The sequence below is a fragment of the Buchnera aphidicola (Anoecia corni) genome, assembly GCF_964056675.1.
Classification (GTDB): Bacteria; Pseudomonadota; Gammaproteobacteria; order Enterobacterales; family Enterobacteriaceae; genus Buchnera_E; species Buchnera_E aphidicola_B.
Genome location: NZ_OZ060371.1, coordinates 482,436 through 495,666 on the forward strand (window position 1 = coordinate 482,436; position 13,231 = coordinate 495,666).

General features: G+C 25.8%; 14 protein-coding genes. 1 reads left to right on the forward strand and 13 read right to left on the reverse strand.

All coding sequences use genetic code 11. From position 1 onward, the window contains the following. Position 1 precedes the first annotated feature (1 nt). The 12 genes from rplB to tusD all read right to left on the reverse strand — a co-directional run bounded on the left by rplB (position 2) and on the right by tusD (position 8,790). Complete coding sequence (rplB, locus tag AB4W63_RS02095) at positions 2–823, reverse strand: 50S ribosomal protein L2 (RefSeq protein ID WP_367680938.1); 822 nt, start codon at positions 821–823, stop codon at positions 2–4. Between the two features lie 23 nt (positions 824–846). Next, positions 847–1,149 carry a 50S ribosomal protein L23 gene (rplW, locus tag AB4W63_RS02100; protein WP_367680939.1) on the reverse strand — a complete coding sequence of 101 codons (303 nt, stop codon included), beginning with the start codon at positions 1,147–1,149 and terminating at the stop codon, positions 847–849. Continuing rightward, complete coding sequence (gene rplD, locus AB4W63_RS02105; protein WP_367680940.1) at positions 1,146–1,769, reverse strand: 50S ribosomal protein L4; 624 nt, start codon at positions 1,767–1,769, stop codon at positions 1,146–1,148. Before rplD ends, rplW begins: the two co-directional genes overlap by 4 nt. Positions 1,770–1,780: 11 nt before the next feature. Then, entirely contained in the window at positions 1,781–2,410 is a 630-nt protein-coding gene (gene rplC, locus AB4W63_RS02110) for a 50S ribosomal protein L3 (protein ID WP_367680941.1), read from the reverse strand. A gap of 31 nt (positions 2,411–2,441) precedes the next feature. Beyond that, on the reverse strand, positions 2,442–2,753 hold the full coding sequence (gene rpsJ / locus AB4W63_RS02115) for a 30S ribosomal protein S10 (RefSeq protein WP_158342047.1): 312 nt from the start codon (positions 2,751–2,753) through the stop codon (positions 2,442–2,444). Between the two features lie 476 nt (positions 2,754–3,229). Beyond that, positions 3,230–4,414, reverse strand: a complete 1,185-nt coding sequence (gene tuf, locus AB4W63_RS02120; protein WP_367680942.1) for an elongation factor Tu — start codon at positions 4,412–4,414, stop codon at positions 3,230–3,232. A 44-nt stretch (positions 4,415–4,458) separates the two neighbouring features. Then, a complete protein-coding gene (gene fusA / locus AB4W63_RS02125) occupies positions 4,459–6,588 on the reverse strand; it encodes an elongation factor G (RefSeq protein ID WP_367680943.1) in 2,130 nt (709 codons plus the stop codon). 96 nt (positions 6,589–6,684) lie between these two features. Beyond that, complete coding sequence (rpsG, locus tag AB4W63_RS02130) at positions 6,685–7,155, reverse strand: 30S ribosomal protein S7 (protein WP_158342053.1); 471 nt, start codon at positions 7,153–7,155, stop codon at positions 6,685–6,687. 77 nt (positions 7,156–7,232) lie between these two features. Beyond that, positions 7,233–7,607: a 30S ribosomal protein S12 gene (gene rpsL, locus AB4W63_RS02135; protein WP_367680944.1), complete on the reverse strand. Its 375-nt coding sequence runs from the start codon at positions 7,605–7,607 to the stop codon at positions 7,233–7,235. Between the two features lie 94 nt (positions 7,608–7,701). Further along, the gene (gene tusB, locus AB4W63_RS02140) at positions 7,702–7,968 is read right to left on the reverse strand and encodes a sulfurtransferase complex subunit TusB (RefSeq protein WP_367680945.1); all 267 of its coding nucleotides are present in this window, start codon (positions 7,966–7,968) and stop codon (positions 7,702–7,704) included. Positions 7,969–7,994: 26 nt separating this feature from the next. Further along, positions 7,995–8,354 (reverse strand): sulfurtransferase complex subunit TusC, encoded by a 360-nt coding sequence (gene tusC / locus AB4W63_RS02145; RefSeq protein ID WP_367680946.1) that lies wholly within the window; start codon positions 8,352–8,354, stop codon positions 7,995–7,997. A 40-nt stretch (positions 8,355–8,394) separates the two neighbouring features. Beyond that, positions 8,395–8,790: a sulfurtransferase complex subunit TusD gene (gene tusD, locus AB4W63_RS02150; protein WP_367680947.1), complete on the reverse strand. Its 396-nt coding sequence runs from the start codon at positions 8,788–8,790 to the stop codon at positions 8,395–8,397. Between the two features lie 1,883 nt (positions 8,791–10,673). Here tusD and tsgA point away from each other — a divergent pair. Then, complete coding sequence (tsgA, locus tag AB4W63_RS02155; RefSeq protein ID WP_367681209.1) at positions 10,674–11,855, forward strand: MFS transporter TsgA; 1,182 nt, start codon at positions 10,674–10,676, stop codon at positions 11,853–11,855. Positions 11,856–12,064: 209 nt separating this feature from the next. Here the strand turns inward: tsgA and trpS are convergent, their stop codons facing one another. Next, on the reverse strand, positions 12,065–13,063 hold the full coding sequence (gene trpS, locus AB4W63_RS02160; RefSeq protein WP_367681210.1) for a tryptophan--tRNA ligase: 999 nt from the start codon (positions 13,061–13,063) through the stop codon (positions 12,065–12,067). Between the last annotated feature and the right edge of the window lie 168 nt (positions 13,064–13,231).

Consider the following 13,231-nt stretch of genomic DNA (forward strand, 5'->3'; position numbering starts at 1 on the left):
ATTATCGAGTTCTACGACGTAAAATAAATTTATCAGTTCTTTTATTTCTACGAGTTTTTTTTCCTTTAGTTTGATAACCTGAAGGAGAAACCGGATGTTTACCAAAATTCCTACCTTCACCACCTCCATGAGGGTGATCGACTGGATTCATGGCTGTTCCCCTGACAGTAGGTCTAACTCCTCTCCAACGAGAGGCACCTGCTTTTCCCAAAATTTTCAACATATTTTCAGAATTTCCCACTTCTCCTATTGTTGCCCTACATTTAATTTCAACTTTTCTCATTTCTCCAGATCGCAATCTTAATGAAGCATAATTTTCTTCTATTGAAATTAACTGAGCGTAATTTCCTGCTGATCTAGCTATTTGACCTCCTTTTCCAGGCTTCATTTCTATATTATGAATAAGACAACCTATAGGTATATTTTTTATAGGAAGAGCATTACCAACATTAATATCTGATTTTGGACCAGAAACTACTGTATCTCCAATATTAATATTTTTTGGAGCAATGATATAGCTTCTTGTTCCATCTCTATATAAAATTAATGCTATATTAGCCGACCTATTAGGATCATGCTCTATTCTTTCTACAACTGCCAAAACATTATCTTTTTTTCTTTTAAAATCTATTATTCTATACCTTTTTTTATGACCTCCTCCAATATGACGAGTAGTTATTCGACCATTATTATTTCTACCTCCTGTCTTAACCATTTTTTTTAATAAAAGAGAATGAGCTTTTCCTTTATATAAATTAGGAGTGACGATTTTTACAGCATGTCTACGTCCTGGAGATGTTGGTTTATATTTGACAACTGTCATTTTTTTTCCTTTAGTATAACTATTTATTTTCTAGAATCAATTAAATCTAATTTTTGTCCTTTTTTTATAGTTACAAAAGCTTTTTTCCATTTTTTTCTAAATCCTATTTTTTGTCCCTGTCCTTTTTTTTTGCTTTTTACTACTAATGTATTGACTTTATCTACTTTCACAGAAAACAATCTTTCTACAGATTTTTTAATTTCATATTTTTTTGAAGAATATGCTACTTTTAATACTATGGTGTTTTTTTTTTCTACAGAAGTAGTTGATTTTTCAGAAATATGACGAGATAGAATTACATTTAATAAACGTTCTTCCATAATCATACCAGCATATCCTCAATTTTTTTTACTGCTTTTAAAGTAATCACTGTTTTATCAAATTTTATCAAACTATATGGATCAATATAAGAAGCTTCTCGAACTTCTATTCTCTTGACATTTCTAGAAGCTAATATTAAATTATCTTCTATTTTGTTTGTAACAATTAGTACTTTATTTAAAGATAGTTTTTTTGTTAATGATATAAATTTTATTTTTTCTAATAATAATTTAGTTTTTGGATATTCTAAAGAAAAATCTTTTAAAACTATAAATCTTTTTTGCCTGATTAATTCAGATAATATACTTTTTAACGCTCCTTTATACATTTTTTTGTTAATCTTTTTCGAATAATCTTTATTACAAGATGCAAAAGTCACTCCTCCAGAACGCCAAAGTGGACTTCTTATGGAACCCGCTCTTGCTCTTCCAGTACCTTTTTGTCTCCATGGTTTTTTTCCTGAACCAGAAACTAAAGCTCTACTTTTCTGAGATTTTGTTCCTTGTCTAGCATAAGAAGTATATGCTACTATTACTTGATGAACTAAAGATTCATTAAAATCACAACCAAAAACAGATCTAGATACAGGGACTAATTCCTGTATATCTTGAAGTACTAAATCCATATCTAAATCCCTCATCCCTTAATAGCCGGTTTAACAATAATATTACTATTTTTTGGACCAGGAATAGATCCTTTAATAAGTAATAAACTATTATCTGCATCAACTTCTATTATTTTTAAATTTTGAATAGTAGTTCTACTGTTTCCTAAATGACCAGACATTTTTTTTCCTTTAAATACTCTTCCAGGAGTTTGGTTTTGTCCAATAGATCCAGGTACTCTATGTGATAAGGAGTTTCCATGAGTAGCATCTTGCATTTTAAAATTCCATCTTTTAATAGTACCACTAAATCCTTTTCCTTTTGAAAATCCAGTAATATCTACTTTACTAATATTTAAAAATATGTCTATAGTCAAAATCTGGCCAATCTTAAACTCTGTTATATTTTTAACTCTAAACTCCCATAAACCTATTCCTGCTGATACTTTATTTTTCATAAAGTGTCCTATTGCAGGTTTTTTTAATCTATTATTTTTTATTTTACCCGTAGTTACTTGAATAGCATCATATAAATCTTTTTCTTTTCTCTTTATCTGTGTAACTCTATTATTATTGACTTTAACTACAGTAATAGGAATAACTAAACCTTCTTTAGTAAAAAATCTAGTCATTCCAATTTTTTTTCCTACTAAACCCATCATTTTTAGTACCTCTAAATCACATTAAGATACCTTAACTTAAGCTAATTTGAACATCTACACCTGCAGCTAAATCTAACCGCATCAACGCATCTACAGTTTTTTCAGTAGGTTCAACGATATCAATTAATCTTTTATGTGTTCTAATTTCGTACTGATCACGAGCATCCTTATTAACATGCGGAGATACTAAAATAGTAAATCTTTCTTTTCTTGTTGGTAAAGGAATAGGACCTCGAACCTGAGCTCCTGTTCTTTTAGCTGTTTCTACTATCTCAGCCGTAGATTGATCAATTAAACGATGATCAAAAGCTTTAAGACGAATACGAATTCTTTGGTTCTGCATAGCATCAGAACTCCATTATATACAAACTATAAATTTACTCCATATACATGAAAATGCATGTTATGTGGTGTAATCGTTTTGACATAAATCCTTTATTAGGAATTTTTAAAATAAATTTTAATATTTTTTATATATATATTTCTATAATTCAACTCCTATAAAGAATGTTATGATTTTTAATTAAAATTAATAGTATTTTAACATATTAACAATAAAAAAAAAACGTATAAATTATTATTCAGATATGTAAATATCTTACCAGACAAACGAATCTATATATATATAAATAAAACCTGCTGAAAATACTATTTCTATATTTTAAAAACTTAACAGTTCTATATTTAATTGATTTTTTTTATTTAAAAAATATTTCATTTAAAATGAGAAAAGAGCATAAAAAACTACTCCTTTCCCTATCTTCATTGTTTATATTAATAAATAAACATATAATAATATATTATTGTTATTTTTTAAAATTAACTCATTACTTTAGAAACTACTCCAGCACCCACAGTTTTTCCTCCTTCTCTTATAGCAAAACGTAACCCTTCTTCCATAGCAATTGGATGAATTAAAGTAACTACCATTTCTACATTATCTCCAGGCATTACCATTTCTACTGAACCTAAAAGTTCAATCGAACCAGTTACATCAGTTGTTCTAAAATAAAATTGAGGTCTATATCCTTTTAAAAAAGCTGTATGCCTTCCCCCTTCATCTTTGGATAATACATAAACTTTAGCAGTAAATTTAACATGAGGTAAAATAGAACCAGGTTTTGATAAAATTTGACCACGTTCTATTTCTTCTCGCTTTGTACCTCTTAACAATACACCTACATTTTCTCCTGCTCTACCTTCATCTAATAATTTTCTAAACATCTCGACACCAGTACAAATTGTTTTACTCGTTGGTTTAATACCAACTATTTCTACTTCATCTCCAATTTTAATAATACCTCTTTCTACTCTTCCAGTAACAACAGTTCCTCTTCCAGAAATAGAGAAAACATCTTCTATCGGTAATAAAAAAGGTTGTTCAATAGCACGCTTCGGCTCTGGAATGTATGAATCTAAAAAATTTGTTAATTCAACAATTTTCTCTTCCCATTCTGCATCTCCTTCTAATGCTTTTAAAGCAGACCCTCTAATTATAGGAGTACTATCTCCTGGAAAATCATATTGTGTTAACAAATCTCTAACTTCCATTTCTACTAATTCTAATAATTCTTCATCATCTACCATATCACACTTATTTAAAAAAACTAATATATACGGAACTCCTACTTGACGTCCTAACAAAATATGTTCTCTAGTTTGAGGCATAGGTCCATCTGTAGCTGCTACTACTAAAATCGCACCATCCATTTGTGCTGCTCCAGTAATCATATTTTTTATATAATCAGCATGACCAGGACAATCTACATGAGCATAGTGACGCTTTTCAGTATCGTACTCTACATGAGAAGTATTAATAGTAATACCTCTAGCTTTTTCTTCAGGTGCATTATCTATTTGATCAAAAGCACGTGCTGTACCACCATACTTTTTAGATAAAACTGTAGTAATAGCAGCCGTTAACGTAGTCTTACCATGATCTACATGACCGATAGTACCTACATTTATATGCGGTTTAGAACGTTCAAACTTTTCTTTAGCCACTCTCTATATTCCTCATATGTTTATTTATATTTAATAAATTACTATTATTTTTTTCTATTATCTAAAATAGAAGAAATTGTAGATTTTGAAGCTTCTGTATACTTCAAAAATTCCATAGAATAAACAGCTCTTCCTTGTGTTTGAGAACGCAAATCAGTTGCATATCCAAACATTTCCGATAAAGGCACTTGAGCTGTAATAAACTTAGCAGACATTACATCTTTCATCTTTTCTATATGTCCTCTTCTTCTATTTAAATCTCCTATAACATCTCCCATATACTTTTCAGGAGTCTCTATTTCAACTTTCATAATTGGTTCTAACAAAATCGGATTAGCTAAATTAAAAGCTTTTTTAAATGCGAAAGAAGCTGCTAATTTAAAAGCAATTTCTGAAGAATCTACATCATGGTATGAGCCAAAATGCAATCGAACTCCAATTCCAACTACCGGATATCCAACTAAAGGACCTGATTTTAACTGTTCTTGAATACCTTTATCAATAGCTGAAATATATTCTCCTGGAATTACTCCTCCTTTAATATCATTAATAAACGTATAGTTTTCATCACTATCTTTTAATGGAAACAAATCAATAACTACATGACCATATTGTCCTCTTCCTCCAGATTGCTTTATATGTTTTCCTTCTACATCATTTACTCTTATTTTAATAGCTTCACGATATGCAACTTGAGGTTTTCCTATATTAGCATCTACATTAAATTCACGTTTCATACGATCTACAATAATTTCTAAATGTAATTCTCCCATTCCAGATATAATGGTTTGATTAGATTCGATATCAACATGTACTCGAAATGAAGGATCTTCTTTCGCAAGACGAGCTAATGCAGCACCCATTCTTTCTTGATCAGATTTTGTCTTAGGCTCAACAGCAATAGATATTACTGGTTCTGGAAACTCCATTTTTTCTAAAATAACAGGATTACCTGGATCACATAAAGTATCACCCGTAGTAACATTTTTTAAACCTATTGCAGCAGCGATATCTCCAGCATATACTTCTTTTATTTCTTCTCTCTTGTTTGCATGCATTTGAACAATACGTCCTAATCGTTCTTTTTGTTCTTTAACAGAATTAAAGACAGTATCTCCAGAACGAACAAAACCAGAATAAACTCGGAAAAACGTTAAATTTCCAACAAACGGATCATTTGCTATTTTAAAAGCTAAAGCTGAAAAAGATTGTCTGTCTAAATAATCACTATGATCAAAAATTATATTATTTTGAGTAGTATTTTTATCACTAATTTTTAATTTTTTTTCTAAATTAACAACATCTAAAGGAGAAGGTAAGTATTCTACAATAGCATCTAATAAAGCTTGTACACCTTTATTTTTAAAAGCAGAACCACAAGTCACTAACATTATTTCATTTTTTAGTGCTCTTTTTCTTAAACAAGTTTTTATTTCTTTTTCAGATATATATTGATTATTTAAATATTTATTCATTAAAATTTCATCTTCTTCTACTGCTGCTTCGATCATATGCTGCCTCCATTCTTCAGCAATAACTTCCATATCTACAGGTATATCTTCATATTTAAAAGTAATACCTTGATCTTCTTCATTCCAACGAATAGCTTTCATTTTTATTAAATCAATTAATCCTGTAAAATTTTCTTCTTTTCCAATAGAAAGTTGAAGTGGAACTGGATTAGCACCTAATCGAACTTTAATTTGTTCTACTACTTTTAAAAAATCAGCTCCCATTCTATCCATCTTATTAACAAAAGCAATACGTGGAACTTTATATTTATTAGCCTGCCTCCATACTGTTTCAGATTGAGGTTGAACTCCTCCTACTGCACAATATACCATTACTACCCCATCTAGTACTCTCATTGACCTTTCTACTTCTATAGTAAAATCAACGTGTCCTGGTGTATCAATAATATTTATTCTATGTGATTTAAACTGATTAGCCATTCCAGACCAAAACGTTGTAGTTGCCGCAGATGTAATTGTAATTCCCCTTTCTTGCTCTTGTTCCATCCAATCCATGGTAGCCGCTCCATCGTGAACTTCTCCTATTTTATGATTTATTCCTGTATAAAATAAAATCCGTTCTGTAGTTGTAGTTTTTCCAGCATCAATATGAGCGCTAATTCCAATGTTACGATAATGTATAATAGGTGTTATACGAGCCATTATTTCTTTTGCCTTATTGAATTAATAATTATACCAATACTAAATTGCAAATTTATTTTTACTTAGTAAAATACTGTAGAATATATATATTTTATTTTACCAACGGTAATGTGCAAATGCTTTATTTGCTTCTGCCATTTTATGTACTTCTTCTCGTTTTCTCACTGCAGCTCCTTTATTATCTATAGCATCAAGCAATTCATGAAATAAACGTAACGTCATAGATTTATCTTTTCTTTTTCTAGCTGATGAAATTATCCATCTCATAGCTAAAGCGTTACGCCTTACTAAACGAACTTCGACTGGAACTTGATAAGTAGAACCACCTACTCTACGTGATTTAACTTCTACTACTGGTCGAACATTTTCAAAAGCAATTTCAATGGCATCAATTTCTTTTTTTCCAATTTTTTTAGATAATTTATCTAACGCACTATAAACAATACATTCTGCAATAGATTTCTTTCCATTTACCATTAATATATTGATAAATTTAGCTAATAATTCAGAAGAAAACTTCGGGTCAGGTAAAATTTTTCGATTATTTACTACTCTTCTTCTTGGCATATAATTCTCCTATTTTAAAAAATATTTATTCAAACTTATTAAAATAAATATAGATATATATATTATAAATAATAAATTTAAGATTTACTTTTTTTTACTCCATATTTTGATCTACTAGTCTTTCTTTCCTTTACTCCAGCACAATCTAAAGATCCTCTTACTACATGATATCTTACTCCGGGTAAATCTTTTACTCTTCCTCCTCTTATTAATATTACAGAATGTTCTTGTAAATTATGCCCTTCTCCACCTATATATGCAGTAACTTCAAATCCATTCGTTAAACGAACCCTGCAAACTTTTCTTAATGCTGAATTAGGTTTTTTAGGAGTAGTCGTATATACTCTAATACATACGCCTCTTTTTTGAGGACAGCTATTTAATGCTGGAACATTACTTTTAATACTTTTATACAATCTCGACTTACGCACTAATTGATTAATAGTAGACATAATTTTTCCTGATAGTTTTAATTTTGATGTAAAGTATATTACATTTTTTAAAAATTTATATTGTAAACATCTAAATACAAACAAAAATACTAATTTACCAATTTATTTGTGTTTTATGTTTAAATGTAAGTTGTACAAACTGTTTATAGTTTATAACTTTAAATCCAGAATTAATATTTTTTAAACCCCGTGCTTCTAAATCTTCTTTTAAAACATGTATGATATGTATATATCTTTTATAATTCAAAAAAAAATCTTTATCTACTGCAAAAACAACTCCATCTTGCAACATAACAATGTCATCATTTAAATCTATCATTAAAAACATAGTATCTAAATCAATAGAATATGGAGACTTCATCAATGTATGCAACAAACCTATTACCTCTAAAAATTTATAATACAATCAAAACTATTTAACTTTTTTTTAAAAGATAAATTATTTAATATTTTTATATTAACTAAAAAATCATCAAAAAAAAATATCCCTCGTTTATTAACAGATCCTAAATGTAAATAGCACTTTTTTTCGCAATAAATCGAAAAAATACGAAATGCATTAGTATATTTATGAAAAAAAATTTTTTTAGAATTTTGCCATTTTAATAATTGTAGAACTCCATCATTTATAAAAAAAAAACCTATTTCATTAGTAAACGAAGATAATGCTAGAGCAGCATTTAAACCTTCTTGACTATTCGAAGTTCCATATGGAAGATGAGAAAAAACAAAAGCTATACTATTCATTATTCATATAAATATATTTTAATTAACTAATTAATATAATTTAAAATTGCATAAAACGATTAGATTTTTTAACTGATTTTAAAAATCTACTGAATCCTACAATAGAAAATGCTTTAGAAATATTTTTTTTATTTTTTTCTTTACCTAAATCAGCATTTTTTGTTACCACTCCGCGCTGTATTAATGAATTTATACATAAATATAATTTCACATTATGTAAATCATGTATTTTTTTCCATTCTTCTTCTATATTTATATAATGTACATTTTTCATGTTACTAGTAGTAACTCCATTAAAAATACCATCACCGTAAAAAAATACACTGTATATACTATGTCCTAAATTAAGAACAGTTCTAGAAAAAATAAATGAACTAATTGAATTTTGCGAACTATATATTGAAGAAGTTACCATTACTGTATAAATATATTTCATTTTAAAAAGATCAAATTGATTTAATATAAAATTATTATATATAACTTAAATTTATGTAACTTTAAGATAAAGTATTAATAATTTGTGATTATATAAACAATAAATATATGTACTAATTGTTTAATATTGAAAAATTAAGTATTTTTTTTAAAGTAGTGATTTGTTACTAAATGAACGATTGCATCTAATAATTCATTTTATAGTTCTAACAAATTAAATGAAATTAATCTAGCATTTTTTTAAAATAACTAACTAAAAAAATAAATTAAAATAAATAATAGAACATTACAATTTAAGTAAATTAGTTTCAACTATTCTAAATCGCTTATTTATTCTATACTGCTAAACATTTTATTTAAATGAAATATCTATATTTAAATTATCTTTAAAAAGATTTATTAAACAAAAATACTTTTTTTTATTAAGATAAATTAATTCATATTTAACTAGTAAAAAAAACCAAAAATTTTTATATGTGTCACTTTTAAACTAAATGTAGATTCTTAATATAACATTTTCTCATATATAAATATTATCTATACAATAAAAGAATATAATATTGTTTTATATTAATAATTATCAACAATAACATTATTAGTATAAATGTATTATCATTTTAATTTCTTATTTTTAAAATTATAAAAATAATTATTATTATAATAATAATACTTACCATTACTGAACGTATATTTAATCTAATTAATATTAGAAAAACTATTAATTGAATACTAAAATTTTTATCAAACGTTAGTTTTAAACGAAAAAAAATATAGTTTGTATAACAATAAACATTAGTGCTTTATATATATCTGTTTTACAATTAAATCTATTAATATAAAATGTTTATCATCCTTTTAAATAATATTTTTAACGATTCAATATAAATTTAAATGCAAAATCGAAACATTCTCTAATATAAAATTAGAAGTCAACGTTAAAATAACTATATAAACGATATATATTTCCATTTATAAAAAACCATTTATCTAGTTATAGATACTTCTTAATCAAAACTATTGATATATAGTAACATCATAACTAGTTGTAATAATTATAATATTATTAATAATAAAACAATAATTCTTTATTATTTTAAATAATATACAAAATATCATTTTTAATGATTTTTAACATCAACTTAATATTTAAAAAAAAAATAATTCTAATATACAAACATCACTATTGTAGTAAAAAAATATAAATATATAGCAAAAAATACTATTTGAAAAAAATAATACATTAAATTATAAAACGGGAATAATTTTTACCGTTCTGTATTTTACGTCTTTTGTTATAAAGTAATATTTTAATAAAACTATTATCCGTCTTATCCTTTATAAGATATTTAAAAAATAAAATTTACAATAAAAAATATTTGCAAAATTACGCCTTATTTTTAATAAATAATAAACTATACTTTTAAAATCAAGTAAAAACATTATGACACATGAAAAACAACTATACTTTCTATTATTAAGTTATTTTCTTAAGCACTTTATTTGTTAAACAAAAAAATACGTTTATTTTCTTTTATTATTGTTTTTTGTATTATGCTTTTTTTAAAAAACAATATACTATTTTGTATTTTCCTCAACTAACACTCTACTATTTATTATTTATATAATCTATTTATAATAAAAATTATTGTTAAATAATAAAACATAATTTACTTCTAACGTTTTTAATAACAAATAATCCTATATTATTGTACAATACATACACATACATATATATATTCTACAATTTTAAAATTAAATTATAATTCTTTTTTTTCTTAAGTACTGCGAAGTTTTAAATTATCATCAACAGGAAAATTCTAATTCTCATAATTTTTTTTTAAAATTGATTACACATTCTTTTTTATGAATAATAATAAAGGAACAATGATGAATTATAACCGTGTTGGTTTAACTTGGATTAGTTTTTTATCATATGCTTTTACTGGAGCATTAGTGACTGTTACTGGAATAGTCATGGGTAATATAGCAAAAGATTTTAAACTGTCTTTAGTAGATATGAGCAATTCTTTCACTTACTTAAATTCAGGAATTTTAACTGCTATGTTTATAAATAACTGGTGTGTTAAAATTATTTCTTTAAAAAAACAAATTTTTTTTAGTTTTGCATTGGCTGTATTATCTATTTTTGGACTATCGTTTTTTCATAGTATAACTATTTTTTCTTGTAGTATGTTCATATTGGGTAGTGTTAGCGGTCTTACTATGTCTATAGGAACGTTTATAATTGCTAATTTATATCACGGTACAAAACGTGCTACTTTTCTCCTACTAACTGATTCTTTTTTTAGCATGGCAGGTATTTTCTTTCCATTTATTACTGGATTTTTATTAGCAAAAAACGTTCCTTGGAACTGGATTTACATCCTAATAGGAATAATAGATTTATTTATTTTTTTTATTGCAATAAGTGTTCAATTTCCTCTTATTAAAGAAGAAAAAACAGAAATACACTCAAAACTATCAAAAAATGGAACAATTAGTGTAATTCTACTTGCTATATCTGCTTTTTTTTATATCTTAGGACAACTAGGATTTATTTCTTGGGTTCCTCAATTTGTTATGCAAAATATGCATGCAAATATCAACTACTCTAGCCAATTAGTAAGTAACTTTTGGATGGCTTATATGGTAGGAATGTGGTTTTTTACCGTTGTATTAACTTTATTCGACTTACAAAAAATAGTTATATTTTTGACTAGTACTTCTACTGTACTAATGTATATTTTTATTCATAGCAATAATATTCATTATCTACCATGGATCATTTCTATGTTAGGATTTTTTTCAAGCGCTATATATACAATAATTATTACTTTAGCTTCGTTGCAAAAAAAAATAGCTTCCCCAAAAATTGTCAACTTTATTTTAACATCTGGAACCATTGGAACACTTCTAACTTTTGTTTTCACAGGACCTATCGTAGCTGCAGGTGGAGTTAATTCTGCATTAAATACTGCTAATTTTTTATATTTAATAGTATGTTTTTTACATATAATCATAATCTATTTTTCCCAACATAAAAAATATTTATTAAGAAAAATATAAATATACTTTATTCTTTACATTGTACACTACAAGAACATAATATTTATTGTTATATACTAACTTATTCAGTAAACTTTTAAACTATAATATATATATTTATATATTTTATATTTAAAAGTTTAATTCTAAAACACAAAGTATATTTACTTTATGCATAATCAATTAAACAATTGAAATGTTTATCAAAAAACAATATGTATTACTTTTTTTTAATTTAATACACTAAATAATCTTTTAATTGTTTCTTTTGCTCTTTTTTTAGCTTTCGTAGCTCCTCGAAATAAAATATCTTTTAAATACTCTTCATCTTTTCTATATAAAAAATATTTTTCTTGTATAGGTAATAATTTATTTTTAACTGTTTGACAAATCATTAATTTTAAATCTAAATATGTCTTATTTAAAAAAAATTTTTCTAATTCTATAATAGGTATATTTTTTAAAGCAGAAAGTATTTCTAAAAGATTAGAAACCCCTGGTTTTTTTTGTTTATTAAAAGATATATTTGCTGGATTTTCAGAATCTGTTACTGCTTTTGCAAATTTTTTATTTATTAACTCTATATTATCTAACATAAATATACTACTATTTCTATTAAAGTCTGATTTAGACATCTTTTTTGTCGGATCTAATAAGGACTTTATTCTAGATCCTGATTTAGTGATAACTACACTAGGTATAGTAAATATTTCTTTACTGTAAATTCCATTTACTCTACGAGCTATTTTTTTTGTTAACTCTATATGTTGTTTCTGATCTTCCCCAACTAATACTTTATCAACATCATATAGTAATATATCTGAAGCCATGAGTATCGGATAAGTTAATAATCCCGAATTTATACTAGCGTTCTCATTCTTAGACTTCACTTTAAATTGAGTCATTCTAAATAACTCACCAAGATTTGTATAACAATTTAATATCCAATTTAATTGCGTATGTTCAAGCACTTGAGATTGAAGAAATACAATACTTTCATTTGGATCTACTCCGCATGCTAAATATAAAGCTAAAGTATCTAATATAGTTTTTATATTTTCATTTTTGTTTTTTTTTTTATAAATTTTTTTTTTCGCCGTCATAGCATGCAGGTCAGCAATACAATATATACAATCATAACTATCTTGCATTTCTTTCCAATGACATAATACTCCTAAATAATTAGCAATAGTTAATAATCCAGAGGGTTGAACAGCGCTAAATAAAATTTTTTTTTTTTATATTTATTTTTCATGTTTTATTCACAATTAAAATTTTTATTCATTTATCTAAATAAGCTATTGTTTATGAACAATAATTTCTTATTTATTACTATTAATGTTAATATTTAATATATTAATTATAATATAATTTATCTACTAGTAATTTATTAATAC